The sequence below is a fragment of the Methylacidimicrobium sp. B4 genome, from assembly GCF_017310545.1.
In the GTDB taxonomy this organism is placed as follows: Bacteria; Verrucomicrobiota; Verrucomicrobiia; order Methylacidiphilales; family Methylacidiphilaceae; genus Methylacidimicrobium.
Genome location: NZ_CP066203.1, coordinates 1,705,464 through 1,720,631 on the forward strand (window position 1 = coordinate 1,705,464; position 15,168 = coordinate 1,720,631).

12 protein-coding genes are annotated in these 15,168 nt (G+C 64.8%); 4 read left to right on the top strand and 8 right to left on the bottom strand.

Annotated features, from left to right (window positions below):
- Positions 1 to 118: 118 nt before the first annotated feature.
- The 5 genes from MacB4_RS08100 to MacB4_RS08120 are packed head-to-tail and all read right to left on the bottom strand — an operon-like array spanning position 119 to position 4,789.
- The gene (locus MacB4_RS08100) at positions 119 to 1,063 is read right to left on the bottom strand and encodes a class I SAM-dependent methyltransferase (protein ID WP_206863354.1); all 945 of its coding nucleotides are present in this window, start codon (positions 1,061 to 1,063) and stop codon (positions 119 to 121) included.
- 5 nt (positions 1,064 to 1,068) lie between these two features.
- Positions 1,069 to 1,905 carry an ATP-binding cassette domain-containing protein gene (locus MacB4_RS08105; RefSeq protein WP_206863355.1) on the bottom strand — a complete coding sequence of 279 codons (837 nt, stop codon included), beginning with the start codon at positions 1,903 to 1,905 and terminating at the stop codon, positions 1,069 to 1,071.
- A complete protein-coding gene (locus tag MacB4_RS08110) occupies positions 1,871 to 2,737 on the bottom strand; it encodes an ABC transporter ATP-binding protein (RefSeq protein ID WP_206863356.1) in 867 nt (288 codons plus the stop codon). Before MacB4_RS08110 ends, MacB4_RS08105 begins: the two co-directional genes overlap by 35 nt.
- A 13-nt stretch (positions 2,738 to 2,750) precedes the next feature.
- The gene (locus MacB4_RS08115) at positions 2,751 to 3,779 is read right to left on the bottom strand and encodes an ABC transporter permease (RefSeq protein WP_370569351.1); all 1,029 of its coding nucleotides are present in this window, start codon (positions 3,777 to 3,779) and stop codon (positions 2,751 to 2,753) included.
- Between the two features lie 38 nt (positions 3,780 to 3,817).
- Positions 3,818 to 4,789 (bottom strand): ABC transporter permease, encoded by a 972-nt coding sequence (locus MacB4_RS08120; protein WP_206863358.1) that lies wholly within the window; start codon positions 4,787 to 4,789, stop codon positions 3,818 to 3,820.
- A 162-nt stretch (positions 4,790 to 4,951) separates the two neighbouring features.
- Between MacB4_RS08120 and MacB4_RS08125 the strand changes: the two genes are divergently transcribed.
- A complete protein-coding gene (locus MacB4_RS08125; RefSeq protein ID WP_206863359.1) occupies positions 4,952 to 6,289 on the top strand; it encodes a hypothetical protein in 1,338 nt (445 codons plus the stop codon).
- 117 nt (positions 6,290 to 6,406) lie between these two features.
- Here the strand turns inward: MacB4_RS08125 and MacB4_RS08130 are convergent, their stop codons facing one another.
- Positions 6,407 to 8,188 carry an ABC transporter substrate-binding protein gene (locus MacB4_RS08130; protein ID WP_242529196.1) on the bottom strand — a complete coding sequence of 594 codons (1,782 nt, stop codon included), beginning with the start codon at positions 8,186 to 8,188 and terminating at the stop codon, positions 6,407 to 6,409.
- Positions 8,189 to 8,332: 144 nt separating this feature from the next.
- Here MacB4_RS08130 and MacB4_RS08135 point away from each other — a divergent pair, with 144 nt between their 5' ends.
- The 3 genes from MacB4_RS08135 (at position 8,333) to MacB4_RS08145 (ending at position 11,509) form a co-directional block, all read left to right on the top strand.
- Positions 8,333 to 9,646 (top strand): bifunctional UDP-3-O-[3-hydroxymyristoyl] N-acetylglucosamine deacetylase/3-hydroxyacyl-ACP dehydratase, encoded by a 1,314-nt coding sequence (locus MacB4_RS08135; RefSeq protein WP_206863360.1) that lies wholly within the window; start codon positions 8,333 to 8,335, stop codon positions 9,644 to 9,646.
- Positions 9,647 to 9,655: 9 nt separating this feature from the next.
- Positions 9,656 to 10,432, top strand: a complete 777-nt coding sequence (lpxA, locus tag MacB4_RS08140; protein ID WP_206863361.1) for an acyl-ACP--UDP-N-acetylglucosamine O-acyltransferase — start codon at positions 9,656 to 9,658, stop codon at positions 10,430 to 10,432.
- A gap of 135 nt (positions 10,433 to 10,567) precedes the next feature.
- Positions 10,568 to 11,509, top strand: a complete 942-nt coding sequence (locus MacB4_RS08145) for an aldolase (protein ID WP_206863362.1) — start codon at positions 10,568 to 10,570, stop codon at positions 11,507 to 11,509.
- On the opposite strand, the gene MacB4_RS08150 is transcribed toward MacB4_RS08145, so the two are convergent.
- Entirely contained in the window at positions 11,488 to 13,113 is a 1,626-nt protein-coding gene (locus MacB4_RS08150) for a sodium/solute symporter (protein ID WP_206863363.1), read from the bottom strand. The genes MacB4_RS08145 and MacB4_RS08150 overlap by 22 nt on opposite strands.
- Positions 13,110 to 15,008: a phospho-sugar mutase gene (locus tag MacB4_RS08155; protein WP_206863364.1), complete on the bottom strand. Its 1,899-nt coding sequence runs from the start codon at positions 15,006 to 15,008 to the stop codon at positions 13,110 to 13,112. Before MacB4_RS08155 ends, MacB4_RS08150 begins: the two co-directional genes overlap by 4 nt.
- Positions 15,009 to 15,168: the final 160 nt, after the last annotated feature.

A 15,168-nucleotide genomic window follows, 5' to 3' on the forward strand; every position in this document is an offset into this window, starting at 1 on the left:
GCCGTCGCGGAGTCGAGCCGGAGCGCGGCTGCAGGCGGAAAGTTGAGCTTATCCTCGCCCCGGCCGGTCGCCCGGCGGGATTCGATGCGAGAGGCAAGGTGGAGCTGCCATTGCCCGCTCAGGTCCTAGGACTGATTCGCAGCCAGAGGGTGGCGGGTCCAGTTCCTTCGGGCAGATCCGCGGGATGAGGCAAAGGCGGCAGCGGCTCGACTTTCGCTCCCGCCCGCTCGCCAGCGCGGGACCCTTCGCGAAAGAGGTCATCGGGATGCCACGGCCCAAAGTTGGTCGAGAGCAGGAGAAGGGCGCCGGGCTCGCAGAGCGGGAAGAGCCCCGAGAGCAGTCCCGCGAGATCGCGGGGGAGCGAGAAGTCGCCGCCCTTCCGCCCGTGGGCGTAGGTCGGAGGATCGATCACGCAGGCGTCGAAGCGCACCTTGCGCCGGAGGAGATAGGGGACGATCGCCCGAGCATCCCGCGCCAGAAACCAGTGGGCGTTCGGGTCGAGGCCATTCAAGCGGTAGTTTTCCTTGCCCCATTCGAGGACGCGGGGGGAGAGATCGACATTCCAGGTTTGGGCGCCCGCCGAGGCCGCCGCGACGCCGAAGGAGCAGGTGTAGGCGAAGAGGTTGAGGAGGCGGAGCGGCTTCTTCTTCCGAAGGAACGAACGATTCTCCCGCTGATCGAGAAAGAAGCCGGTCGACTCTCCGGCGTCGAAGCGGAGGCGGTAGGCGAGCCCGCTTTCCTGGGCCGCTGTCTCCATCGGAAGAGAAGGGTCGCCGGAAAGAAGGGTCAGCTTGGGGCTTCCCTGTCTTTCCCACCGCTTGCGCAGGAAGATCCGATCGATCGGCAGGGCCAGCCGGCTTTTCCGACCTTCGAGCTCGACCAGGAGGGAAGCGAGGGTTTCGGGGGAGCTGCAGGAAATCAGAAGGTCTCGGCCCAGCCGTTCGATCCAGCCACCCGGGCCCGAAAAGAGCCGATGCATGGTCGTTCCGGCCGCCGTGAAGGCCGCGATCTGCTCCGGCCCGACCCAACCGGGCTCGGCTGCTGAGGGGCGGGAAGGAGGCACGGCCACTAGAGAGAGGGTACAGCCGCGAGGAGCTTCCGCGTGTACTCGTTCTTGGGATTCCGGTAGAGCTCCTCGGGCGGTGCCGCCTCGACGATCCTGCCCTCGTTGAGCACCAGCACCTCGTCGCTCATGTGCTCGACGACCGCCAGGTCGTGGGAGATGAAGAGGTAGGCGAGGCCGAACTCTTGCTGGAGGTCCTGGAGGAGATTGACGATTTGCGCCTGGACGGAGACATCGAGAGCGCTGACCGGCTCATCGCAGACGATGAGCTCGGGCTCGACCGCAAGTGCCCGGGCGATGCCGATCCGTTGCCTCTGGCCTCCGGAGAACTCGTGCGGAAAGCGGTCCAGGGAGTCGGAGGGAAGCCCGACGCGCCGGAGCAGGTCGGCCGCCCGGGAGCGCCGCTCCTCCGCACGGAGGGCCGGAAAGTGGATCTCGAGCGGCTCTCCGAGGATGCGGGCGACCGAAAGCCGTGGATTGAGGGAGTTGTGCGGGTCCTGAAAGATCATCTGGACGCGTTTCCGGTAGGGATGCAGCCGCGCGCCCGAGAGGCCATCGATTCTCTCCTGCCGGTAGCGGATCTCCCCCGAGTGGGGCGCGATTAGCCGGACGACCGCTTTCCCGATCGTCGTCTTCCCGCTTCCGCTCTCGCCGACGAGGCCGACCGTTTGGCCCGCCCGGACGCCGAAAGAGACCCCCTTGACGGGCTCGACGAAGCGGCGAGAGCGAAAAAAGAGGCCGCCGGGCAGCGGGTAGCGGACGACGAGGTCTGTGACTTCGAGGAGCATCGGGGCGGGATCGGCCGAATCAGGAAGGGGCGAGGAGGCTATCGAGTCTGGCATAGTCGATCGTGGTGAGCCGTTTCTTGGATTCTCCGAGGCGGGGGACGCAGGCGATCAGCGCCTGTGTGTAGGGGTGACGGGGGCGGGCGAGAAGGGAATCGGTGGGCCCCTGCTCGACGATCTTCCCCCGGAACATGACGATGACATGGTCCGCGAATCCCTTGACGAGGCCAAAATTGTGGGTGATGAGCAGGATCGCCATCCCGAAGCGGCTGCGAATGTCGCGCAGCAGGCTCAGGATCTGCGCTTGAATGGTGACATCGAGGGCGGTGGTCGGTTCGTCGGCGACCAGGAGCCGCGGCCGGCAGACTAGCGCCATCGCGATCATCACGCGCTGCTGCATCCCCCCCGAGAGCTCATGCGGATAGCTCCTCCAGCACCGTTCCGGGTCCCGGATGCCTACCTCGGTCAAGGCCGCGAGCCCGGCTCCGCGCCGATCCGCCAGATCGTGCCGGTGCAGCGCCATCGCTTCACTTAGCTGGAAGCCCACCGAAAAGACCGGGTTGAGCGAGGTGGAGGGCTCTTGGAAGACGTAGGCGATCTTCCCTCCCCGGTAGCGGCGCAGAGCCGGCTCAGGGAGGGTCAGGAGATCGATCCCCTCGAAGAGGATCCTCCCCGAGCGGATGCGGGCGGGCGGCGAGGGGAGGAGCCGGCCGAGCGAGAGGGCAGTGACACTTTTGCCGCTGCCGCTTTCTCCAACGACGGCGAGGGTCGAGCCGGCTGCCATGGAGAAGGAGACGCCGTCCACCGCGAGGACCGTCCGTTCCGCGCTCGCAAACTCGATCGAGAGATCGGAAACCTCCAAAAGGGGGGTGACATCTGGAGCGGCCATAGTAAGGAAAGGATTATCGGCTGCCGGTGCGAAAATGGGGGTCGATCACGTCCCGGAGCGTATCCCCGAGCAGGTTGAAGGCGGCCACCGTCAGGAAAACCGCCGCTCCGGGCGTGAGGAGCCACCAGAAGTTGCACATGAAGACCTTCATCTCCTGCGCTTGCGCGAGCATCAGGCCCCAGGAAGCCGCCGGCTCCTGAATGCCGATGCCGAGGAAGCTCAAGGCGGCTTCCCCCAGGATGTACCCCGGAATGCTGAGCGCCGAGGCGACCAGGAGGTAGCTCGCCAGGTTGGGGAGCAGATGCCTCCACAGAATACGCCAGGGAGAGAGACCCGTCACGATCGCGGCGTCGACGAAGGTCTGAGCCCGTAGTGAGAGGGCCAGCCCGCGGATGACCCGAGCCGCCCCCGACCAGCCAAGGAAGCTCAGGATGACTACGATCAGCAGATAGACCTCGCCCGAGCTGAATTGGCTCGCAAAGGCTCCTCGCAGGGCCAGGAGCAGATAGAGCCCCGGAATCGCCATCAAGAGCTCGGTCGTCCGCATGACGAGCGAGTCGAACCAACCGCCGAAGTATCCGGCGAGGCCGCCCGCGATCAGGCCCACGCCCAGGCTGATCGAAATCCCGATCAAGCCGATGCTCAGCGAGACCTGCGCCCCGTAGAGCAGGCGGGTGAAGACGTCGCGGCCGGTGCTGTCGCTGCCCAGAAGATAGATCTTTTGCGGGGGTTCGACTCCGAAGAGATGGCGACGGCAGGGGAAGAGGCCGAAAAGGCGGTAGGGATGGCCGAGCGGCAGCCAGCGGACGACGGCTATCTTGCCGGGGATCGGCTGGTAGAGCGCCTGGGTGGGGTCGGCATTTTCGTAGAGGCGGACGGAGAGGCCTTCCCGCGTCCAGGTCAAGGCCATCGGGGGATGATAGGTCCTTTGGAGATCCTGGTCGCTGGGCCCGTAAGGGGCCAGGAAGGGGGCGAAGAGAGCGCAGAGGTAGAGAAAGCCGAGGAGCCCGAGAGCGAAGGCTCCCTGCGGGCGGGAGATCACCTGACGCCAGAGACCGGAGCTTTTCGCGGGAGGAGAGTTCATCGGGCGGGGAGACGGACGCGGGGATCGACCCAGGCGAGCAGGATATCGGAGAAGAGGTTGCCCAAGACGAGCAGGATGCAGCTGAGGACGACTGAGGCCAGGACCACGAACTGATCCTGGCGAATGAAGGCCGAATAGATGAGCTGCCCCAGGCCGGGATAGCTCATCACGTTTTCCACGAGCAAGGAGCCGCTCAGGAGTCCCGCGACGACGTAGCCCAGGGTGCTCAAGAGGGGATTGACCGCATTCCGGAAGACATGTCGCCAGATCACGACGTTTTCCGGAAGCCCTTTGGCCCGCGCGGCGGTGACATATTCGGCGCGGATGACATCAAGGAAGTTGGCGCGCAGAATGCGCATCAGGGTAGCGACTCCGCCGAGGCCGAGGACGAAGGTCGGGAGTACCAGATGGTAGGCGATGTCGGCGAGGCGGCCGACGGGGGAAAAAAACTCATGTTCGATCGACATGAGGCCCCCGAGCGGAAACCAGCCTGTACGCGCAGCGAAATAGACGGCGAGAAGCGCGAGGAAGAACTCCGGGATCGAGAGGGAAGCGTAGGCGAGGAAAGCGGTCAGGCGATCCCACCAGGAATTTCGATGAACGGCCGCGAGGACACCGAGAGGGATCGCGACCGTCCAGGCGAAGGCGAAGCTCGTCAGATTGAGGAGGAGGGTCGCGGGCACCCGTTGCCAGAGCAGATCGACGACAGCAACCTTATAGGTCCAGGAATAGCCAAAGTCCCCGTGCAGTACGTTGCGCAGCCAGAGGAGATAGCGGGTGTACCAGGGCTGGTCGAGCCCAAAGCTCTTCTCGAGGGCGGCGAGAAACTCGGGGCTGATGTCGCGCTGGGCCTTGATCGGGGTCAGAAAGTTGCCTGGCGTGAGCGACATGAGGAAAAACACGAGCAGAGTTACGCCGAGGAGCAGAGGGAGGAGAAAGAGCAGGCGTCGGAGAACGAATAGAACCATCGGAAAGAGGCTGGTCGCCTTTCGAGTTTTGGCTCTTGATAAGGGCTCGGAAGTGGGGGAAAGACAATACTTTTCCTCGGGCGGGAAACGGGCCGCAGCCGATCGGGGGAGGAGAGAGCGTTGGATCTTTGGGAAGATTGGGAAGATGCGGCCGGGAAAAAGATGGTGAAGAAACTTTTCGGACTACTGGGATTGGTCTTCCTGGGGGCCTTGGCTATCGTCTTTTGCGTGGCGGCGGCCTACTGGAACGGAGAGGGCTTCCGTTCCTACCTCTCGCGGGCGGTCGCGAAGGCGATCGGGGTTGAGGGTCGCTTTTCCCCGCTCCGGTTTCGCGGCATTGCGCTCGGAAGCGACGAGTTTTCCGGGGTCGGCGGCCCCAGCTCCCCGATCGCGGAGCTGCGGGCCGAGCGCCTGGAGGCCCGCGTTCCGTTCTCCGCGCTGGCCCATGGGATCTGGCGAATCGATCCTCTCCGGGTTGGCCATCTGGAGCTTGCCTTTCGCTCCGTCGGGCCGGAGGAAAAGCCCATGCGCTCCGGCGCCCAGCCAGCCGCGCGGCAAGAGGCGAGCGGAGCGCCCGAGCTGGCGGCGGGGCTCGGCCGGGTGAGCCTCGATCGGGGAGACATCGAAACGGCGGATCTCCGCTGGCCCGCATCCATCCTCGGTGGGGGAGCCTTGACGGGAACCCGCGTGACGATGGAGGCGGACGCATCGGCGTGGAACGGCAGGGCGAGCGGAGGCAGGCTCACTTGCGCCTCATTACCGAGCCTCGCCCTCGAAGAGCTCCGATTCCGCCTCGACTCGGGTGCGATCTCCTTGGAGGAGGGGAAGCTCCACTCCGAGGGCTCGGGATCGATCCGCCTCGCCGGGAGCTTTCGATGGGAGGAACCGGAGCGGGGCGAGCTCCATTTTTCGTCCTCGGGAGTCGCGCTTTCGCCGTGGCTGCCTCAGGCGTGGCGGAATCGGGTCGAAGGGGAGTTGGAGGCCAAAGGGGAGCTGGACGCCGCCCGCGGGCGGCCGTGGAAGGTGGATGCCGATCTATCCTTGTTCCACGGGAAGCTTGAGGATCTCCCCTGGCTCGTGGGGCTGGCGCTCAAGGGTGGTGCGGGCGAGGCGCTTCCCCTCGACCAGGCAGAGGCGCATCTGAGAGCGGGACCCGAGGGGCTCACCTTCGAGCGGATTGCGATCGAATCCAAGGGTCGGCTGCGGGTCGAGGGGGACCTCCGCGTCCAAGGAGAGCAGCTCCATGGCAGCTTGATGGTGGGTCTCTCCCCGGAGCGGGTGGCCCTCTTGCCGGGCGCTCGGGAAAAGATCTTCTCCGAGGAGCGGGGCGGATATCTCTGGGCTCCGGTGGCGGTGACCGGGACGGTCCGGGATCCCCAGGAGGACCTCAGCCCGCGGGTCGCCGCCCTCGCAAGGGAAGCGGTGAAGGCCGGGGTCGAGCGGGCGATCCACTCGGCCTTGGATTTCCTGCGACGCTCCCAGCAGCCGCCCAAGCCATAGCGCCTCGGGAGCCGCGTCGCTGGTGCCGGAAAAGACAGGAAAGTCCTGGTGGAGTTGGCCGAACTGGCGATCGAAGGATCAATCTGGGATTTTCGACGGACTCTGCGAGCTGTGTGCCTATGGGCACCAGACCTCTTCCAGATTCCAGACGACCGAGCCGATCTTCGGGATCTGGACGTTGCGCCATTTGTCCCGCAGCCCCGCGTAGATGTTGGGTGTAACTAGATAGATGTAGGGAACTTCTTCGCTGAGGATCTGCTGGACTTCGTCCCAATCGCGCTTGCGAACCGTTTCGTCCAAGGTCGTGAGCTGGGCGAGCATGAGGGAGTCGATCCGGGCCTCCCAAGGAGTGGAGGGCTCGGGCTCGCTCGGATGCCACTGGTGCAGCCGTCCCTTGCTCATGAAGACCGACATGCCGTCGGCGGGATCGCCTCCTCCCGTCAAGCCGAGCAGGCAGGCCTCGTAGTCGAAGGAGTCGCTGATCTTGGTCACCAGCGCCCCGAAGTCGAGGAATTGGAGCCGCGCATCGATGCCCAGCGCCTTCATGTTCTGCTGGAAGACCGTCGCCATCGCCGTGCGCAGGGAGTTCTCCTGGTTGGTCAGGAGGGTGAAGCCCACCGGATGACCCTCTGCATCCTCGAGCGTGCCGTCTCCCCGACGATGGAAGCCCGCTTCGGTCAGCAGCTGCTCGGCGCGTGCGGGATCAAAGGGATACTGGCGGATTCGCGGGTTGAACCACTTGGTGTTGGCCGGGCTTTCCGGTCCCCACAGAGGCTGGCCGCGGCCGAAGAGGATGCCCTTGACCATGCCCTCCCGGTCGATCCCATAGGAGATCGCCTGTCGGAAGCGGCGGTCTTGGAACCAACGGAGCTTATAGGGGGTCACGAAGGGCTTGCCGCTCTTGTCGCGGCCCGGATTCTGGTTGAACCAGAGGAAGGTCGATGCGGTAGAGGGGCCCCGGTCGTGCACCGTGTAGTGGTAGATCGTCTCCCCGCGACGGACCCACGCGACGTCGTCGGGAGGAATCGTGTCGGCGTCGGTCTGCCCGGAGGCGAAGGCGACCACGCTGGCGTTCTGGTCCTTTACGAACTTGACGATCAGAAAGTCGACGTAGGGGAGACGGCGGCCCTCTGAATCGACCCGCCAATAGCGGGGATTGGCATCGAGAATGATCAGCTGGCCGGGTCGGTAGCTGTGCAAGCGGAAGGCGCCGCTGCTCGCAATCGCCCCGGGCGTCTTTTGCGCGGTAAAGATGCTCCAGGCACGGAGCAGGGTTCCGTCCTCATAGGCGCCTTGGAGGAGATGCTTCGGCATGATCGTCACCCCGGACATGTAGCGCAGGAAAGGGGCGAAGATCTCCGGGGTGCGGATCCGCACGGTATGGCGGTCGAGCTTCTCGACCAGGAAGGGCTTGCCGTTGACCGAAAGGTCGTAGGAATTCCGGTTGGGATACCGCGGGTCGTAGACGCATTGAAAGGTGAAGAGAACGTCATCGGCGGTCAGGGGGACGCCGTCGCTCCAAGTCAACCCTTCGCGAAGGTGAAAGGTGAAGGTGCGGCTATCCGCCTCGACCTCCCACGATTTGGCCAGTGCCGGAACGACTTCTTCCCGAATCGGGTTGTACGAGGTAAGCCCATCGAAGAGCAGGCCGAGAAAGGAGGCCGAGGAGGCGTCTTCAGCGACCAGCCAGTTGAAGGTATTGGGCTCTCCGGGGCTGACCTCGACGAAGAGGCCGCCCCGTTTCCCCGGCTGGGCCTGGGAGACGTCGGCGTCCTTGGGAATCGGGAAGATCGGCCGCTCCCCGAGGTGGGAGGGGCGGGAGCAGGAGAGGGTTGCCAGCCCCAGGCCGACCGAGAGAAGCGCATGGAGCGGGCGAAAGCTTGTCTTCCTGCCGATCATCCCCTATGGCATACCGCATTCCGCGCCCTTCTCGCCAGCCGAGTCTTGCGTCCGCGCGGCGGGAAGCCGTTGCGCAGGAGCCGCGATGAGAAGAAGCTTTTCGTTTCCTGGATCCCAGGTTAGACGAAGCAGGAGGAGAAGAGAGTGATTCGACAAAAGACTTTGCGCGAGCCCGTTCGGATCGAAGGGAGCTCCCTGCACACGGGCCAACCGGTGTCCCTGGTGTTGCGTCCGGCCGACCCCGACACGGGCTACCTGTTCAAGCGGGTGGATCTGCCCGATGAGCCCACCGTCGCCGCCCGCATCGAGCATGTGCGGCAGACGGAGCGGGCGACGACCTTGGGGGAAGGCAACGTGAAGATCCACACGGTCGAGCATGTCTTGGCGAGCCTGCGGGGCAGCGGGGTCGACAACGCTCTCATCGAGCTCAGCGCCAACGAGCCGCCGATTGGGGACGGCAGCGGAAGGATCTATGTCGAGGCGATCCGGCGCGTGGGGCTCGTCGAGCAGGATCGGCCGGTATCGTTCTTCGAGTTGCGGGATCCTCTCTACGTCCAGGGCAGGGATGGAGCCTACCTCGTCGCTTGGCCGAGCTCATCCTTCTCTCTCACCTGTACCCAGGTGACGCATACCGGAAAGTTCACGCAGTTCCTCCATTGGGAGCATGACCCCGAGCGCTTTGCCGCGGAGATTGCCCCCGCCAGGACCTTTGTCTTTTACGAGGAGGTACAGCCTCTGATGGAAAAAGGATTGATCAAGGGGGGGAGCCTCGAAAATGCGATCGTGATTCGCGGGGATACCGTCTTTTGTCAGGAGCCCCTCCGGTTCGAGGATGAGTTCGTCCGTCATAAGGTCTTCGACATGATCGGGGATCTCGCCCTCTTCCCGCACCGGCTCAAAGCGCATATCCTTGCGGCGAAGCCGAGCCACACCCTGAACGTGGAGATGGCGCGGGCACTCCAGAAGGCGCACCGGGATTATGTTTCCCAGCTCATGCCGCTTGAGAATATTCCCACGGGCGAAGGGGCTCTGGACATCCGGGAGGTCCTCAAGATTCTTCCGCACCGCTACCCCTTCCTGATGATCGACCGCGTCCTCCGCTTCGAAGGAAACGCCAAGGCGGTCGGGCAGAAGGCGGTGACCATGAACGAGCCCTACTTTCAAGGCCACTTCCCCGGACATCCGATCATGCCGGGTGTGCTACAGCTCGAGGCCATGGCCCAGCTGGCCAGCATCCTCTTGCTCCGGCAGGCGGGCAATGCGGGGAAGCTCGGATTCTTCATGAGCGCAGACAAGGTGAAGTTCCGCCGGCCGGTGATGCCGGGGGATACGCTCATCGTCGAAGCGGAGCTCGTCAGCTTCCGGGGCAAGATCGGCCGGGCTTCGGGAAGGTGCCTGGTCAACGACCAGGTATCCTGCGAAGGGGATCTCCTCTTCGCGCTGGTCGACTCCATTTGACGGCAGACGATGGCGACCTCGGTCCATCCCACCGCGATCCTGGAGCCTGGGGCCCTGCTGGCAGACGGCGTTGAGGTGGGACCCTACGCCTTCGTCGGCGCGGAGGTGCGCCTGGGGGAGGGATGCCTCCTCCATCACCACGCATCGGTGGTGGGAAGAACGGAGGTCGGGCCCGGCAACGAGTTTTTCCCCTTCGCCTCGATCGGGCAGAAGAGCCAGGATCTCAAGTATCGCGGGGAGCCGACCTATCTCTCCATTGGCTCAGGCAATCGATTCCGGGAATTCGTGACGGTCAATCGAGCGACCGGAGCGGGTGGACGAACGGTGATCGGCTCAGACAACGTTTTTCTTGCCTATGCCCATGTTGCCCATGATTGCGTCGTCGGGAGCGGCTGCGTCTTCTCCAATAACGCCACCCTGGCGGGTCATGTGCAGGTTGGGGATCATGTGACGATCGGCGGGTTGACGGCGGTTCACCAGTTCTGCCGGCTCGGCGCGCACTCGATGCTGGGAGGCTGCACCAAGGTCGTTCAGGATGTTCCGCCCTATTGCCTGGTCGATGGGAATCCGGCGCGCCTTCGTGCCCTCAACCTGATTGGGCTCAGGCGGCGCGGGTTCGTCGAAGAGAGGGTGCAGAGCCTGCGCCGGGCGTACCGGCTCCTTTTCGAGGAGGGCAAGAACCTGAGCCAGGGGATCGAGGCGGTCGAGGCGAGCGGGGAATCGACCGCGGAGGTGGCGACTCTTCTCGAGTTCTTGCGCTCCTCCGAGCGGGGCGTGACGCGCTGAGCAGGCTCCCGAGCTCGGGCTCGCGCCGGTCTTGCCAAGCCGGTAGAGCCTCGATAAGCTCATTTTCATCCACTCCCGCTAGCCCAGGGCGATCCCGCTTCAGGGCATGGCCGGGCCAACCCCCAGGAGGACCAGATGAGTCTATCGCCCATCCAGAAAGCGCCGCTCGATGTCCCGAGCGATCTGCGGCGGCTCTATGAGCAGAACTTCGAGGAGATGACCCGAGGAACCGGGCGGCTCATGATGATGGCCGCCGACCAGAAGGTCGAGCATTTGAACGACGACTTCTACGGGCCCGGAATCTCCGAGGACGATGCCGATCCCGAGCATCTCTTCCAGATCGCCTCTCGCGCTCGAATCGGGGTCATGGCGACCCAGCTCGGCTTGATCGCTCGCTATGGAGCGGACTACCCGGGCATTCGCTACGTCGTCAAGCTCAACAGCAAGACGCATCTGATCCCCACCAAGCTGGGCGATCCGGAGAGCTACCAGTGGCTCGACTTCGAGCAGCTCGACCGGTTTCGGGAAAACTCTTCCCTGCCGGTTTTAGGTGTCGGCTATACGATCTATCCCGGCAGCCGAGCGGAGCCGGAAATGCTGCCGGAGGCGGCCCGCCTCGTCTTCGAGGCGCACCAGCGCGGCCTCTTGGCAATCCTTTGGGCCTATCCCCGCGGGGAGGCTGTTTCGAGCGAGCAGGACCCTCATCTGATCGCCGGAGTGGCCGGGCTCGCCGCTTGCTTGGGAGCCGATTTTGTGAAGGTCAACGAGCCGAAGGCGGAGGACGGACGGAACGCGGCGGCACTCCGGGAGGCGGTCCGCGCGGCGGGGCGGACTCGCCTGATTTGTGCCGGAGGCAAAGAAGAGAGCGTGCCCGACTTCCTGGCGCGGCTCCATGCGCAGATCCATGAGGCGGGAGCTTCGGGGAATGCGACCGGCAGGAATATCCATCAGCGGGCCCTGCCCGAAGCTGTGGCCTTCTGCAATGCGATCTCGGCGATTACCCTGGACGGAGCGAGCGTGGAGGAGGCGACCGCGTTGTATCAGAAGGAGCTTGCTCACGCTTCCGCGGCCGGATAGAGGCGCGCGGAGGAGCGGAAGCAGAGGCCGACCAGGAAGGTCGAGATGCTGCCCACGAAGACTCGCCAAGGGAAGGAGACGCTCGGGAACCAGGCCAGCCGGCCCGCCTCCGCCGGCGAAACGAGGCCGAGGAGGGCCTGAGGTGCCCCGCTCAGCAGGGCAACCACCGCCAGGCCGCAACTCATCGCCAGGCAGTTCCCGAGGTCGCTTCCCCGGCTTCGGGTGAGCACTCCGAGGAGGAAGACGCCCAAAAGAGGGCCGTAGGTGTATCCGAAGAGCCCGAGGACGATCGGAAGGATGCGGGATTTCGGCGAGTGGAGGGCGAAGAAGGCGGTCGCGCAAGCGATCGCCACGCTCAGCAGAGCGAAGAGTACCGTAGAGCCCCGGAGAAGGCGCACCCGGGCCTTCTCGTCGGAGGCAACGGGAAGGAATCGGAAGGCCCAGTCCTCGCAAAAGGAGGTCGCCAGAGCATTCAAGGCGGCCGAGAGCGAGCCCATCGCGGTCGCGAAGATGGCCGCCACCAGGAGGCCGCGTACACCCGGAGGGGTTTGGCAGAGGATGAAATAGGGAAAGACCTCGTTGGCCTGTGCGGGGAGACGAGGGTCGCTTGTGGAGCGCGCCAGGAGGCCGAGAAAGATTCCGATGGTCAGGAAGAGGAAGACCAGCGGTACGTCGGTCAGCCCGGAAAGAATCAGCGAGAGCCGGCTCCGGTGATGGTTCTTGGCCGTGAGAAGGCGCTGCACCAGGTCCTGGTCGGCTCCGTGAGTCGCCATCGTGATGAAGGTCGAGCCGATCAGCGCGGCCCAGATCGTATAGTCGGAGGAGAGCACGAAACCGAGGTTCTCCCAGAGATTCCGGTGGGGATCGATTCCCGTTTCGGCCCAAGGGAGGGCGGCCAGGAGGTGAGCGGCTTCGGTGAGCGGAGAGCTCGATCCCCACGGGATCTTTTGGAAGAGCAGCAGGAGAGTCAGGAGGCCACCGGAAAGCATGAGGCCGGCCTGGAGCAGATCAGTCCAGATGACCGCACGAATCCCTCCGGCGACTGTGTAGAGTGTTGTGAAGAGCGTGAGCAGCAGGGCCGAGGCGGTATAGATCGAGAGCTCCTGCCCGGCGGAGACGCCACCTCCCCAAAGCAGCTTGACGGCGAGTACCGGCAAGATGGAGGCAACGTAGAGGCGGGCACCCGAGGCGAGCAGGCGGGTCAGCAGGAAGGTCGCGGATGCGGCCGACTTGGTCTTTGGGCCGAAACGGAGATCGAGGAACTGGTAGATCGAGGTGACACGGTAGGTAAAATAGGGCTTGACGAAGAGGTAGGCGACCAGGACGCGGGCGAGGACCGTTCCCAGCGAAAGCTGAAGATATTCATAATTTCCGAGCGCGTAACCCTCCGCAGGGGTTCCCAGGAAGAAGGCCGCGCTGGTCTCCGCCGCGATCAGGGAGCCGAGGACCGCCCACCAGGGCATCTTGTGCCCGCCGAGCGCGAACTGCTCGACCGTCTTCGGTCGCTTCCCCGCCCGGAGTCCTACCCAGAGGACGGCGATCAGGTAGAGGAGGAGGACGGCGGCATCCATTGCGGGGAGGCCGCCGGAGAGAGGAGGCCTCATCGGGAACGGCGCGACTCCACCTCGGCCTCGATGGTTTGCCACCAAGAGGAGAGGCGCGCCTCCGCCCGCTTTTCCTGGGCGCGGAGGTCGTCTTCCGCCTCGGCCCGGTGGAAGAGATAGAACTTCATCTTGGGCTCAGTACCGGAGCAGCGGATCGCCAGACGCTCTCCCCCGGGAAAGGAGAAGCGCAGAAAAGCTTCTCTGGGCAGGAGATCTCCATCGGCATCCCAATGGCGCTCCCGGTCGAAGTCCTCCGTGTCCATGGGGAGAACGCCGTCGGGTCCGACGGGAGGTGACTGCCGAAACGACCGCAGAAGCCGGCTTCTTTGCTCGGACCCGTCGGCGCTTTCCAGCGTCAGGGTCTCCAGCCTTTCGGCGAAGAAGCCGAAGCGTCGGTAGAGCGAGTCCAGGAGGCCCAGGAGGGTCTTCCCCTCTCTGGCAGCCCATCCGGCCACCTCGACGAGCTGAAGAGCTGCAGCGTTGCCATCCTTCTCGCGCACGCGATCGGTCGCCAGGCTGCCGTGGCTCTCTTCGCCTCCAAAGACAAGCCAGTGGCGATCCCGCGGATCGCCTGACGCCATCTCCTCGTACCGTCGAAGCTTGGCCGCAATATACTTGAATCCGGTCAGCGTCTCCACGCAGCGGACCCCAGAAGCCTCGGCGATCGCGCGGAGCAGGTCGGTCGTCACGAAGGTCTTGAGCAGGACCGGGGTTCCAGAGATCCGGTCCTTTCCGCTTCGATGGACGGTTCGCTCGCACCGGTGATAGGCGAGCAAGGCCGCGATCTGATTCCCAGTCAGGATGCGCCACCCGGCGGCGGGATCGAAGGTGGCGGCACCCAGACGATCGGCGTCGGGATCGGTGCCCAGAACAAGATTGGCTCCCTCCGCTTCCGCTTGCCGGATCGCCTGTGCGAGCGACCGGGGATCCTCGGGATTCGCCGAGGAGACGCCGGGAAATCGCCCATCCGGTGATTCCTGGCCGATCGCAAGGGAGCAGGCAATCCCTTGGCGGGCGAGGAGAGCGGGAACCGCGTGGACCCCGACCCCGTGCAAAGGGGTATAGACGATCCGGATCGACCGCCGGGCGCTCTCGATCGCATCTGGCTCCAGAATCGTCGATTCGATCGCCTCGAAGTAGGCCTGGTCGCAATCGGCCCCGAGATGGCAAAGAGTTCCGGGTGCTTCTCCTTCTGGCACTGGGCTAGCGAAGGAGATCGCCTCGATGGAGCGGCTCACGGCTTCGGCCGCCTCAGCCGTGATCTGGCTGCCGTCGGAGAGGTAGACCTTGAGTCCATTGTCCCAGGGCGGGTTGTGACTCGCGGTCACCATGATGCCGGCGTCGGCGGCGAGCCGACGGATCGCAAAGGAGAGCTCCGGGGTGGGGCGCTCCACGGGAAAGAGCCAGATTTGGAAGCCGAGCTTTCGGAGGGTCTCGGCGCAGACATCGGCAAAAGCGGCCGAGAAGAGCCGCGTGTCCCGAGCGATCACGACGGAAAGCGGCCGTCTGGCCGACGCACGCCGCAAGTACTCTGCGAACCCGAGCACGGTCCGGCGGACCGTCCTCTCGTTGAGCATCGCGCTTCCCACCGCCGGGAAGCGCGGGGGATCCGCAGGATCGGCGCCCCCTCGCTCCGCCGCCGTGGGAACGCGGCCGATCGTCCGGCTGCGAATGCCGCCAGTTCCAAAAAACAGGCCTCTCCCGAACCGGTGCTCAATCTCCTCCCATCGCGCATCGGCGAGCAATTCGGCAATGCTTCCCGCCTCGACAAAGGAGAGATCGGGAAGGGCGAGAAAGTCGGAAAGAAGTGCTGCGGTACGCGGCGCAAGGTTGTCCTGCGCCCGTTCGGGCAGCCGGAAGGAGGCGGGAGAATGAGACGTTTCGAGCGGCCGCACGCAAGGGACACCCTACTGAGCGGGAGAGCGGCTGACAAGAGACCGGGAGGAAGAACTTGCGCCGCATCGGTCGTGCCTGCCCCAGCAGCGAGCGAGCATCAAGCTCGACCGGAAGGCCGCATTCCCTGTTTTCCCGGGGTGAACGCATCCTGCCGTGAGA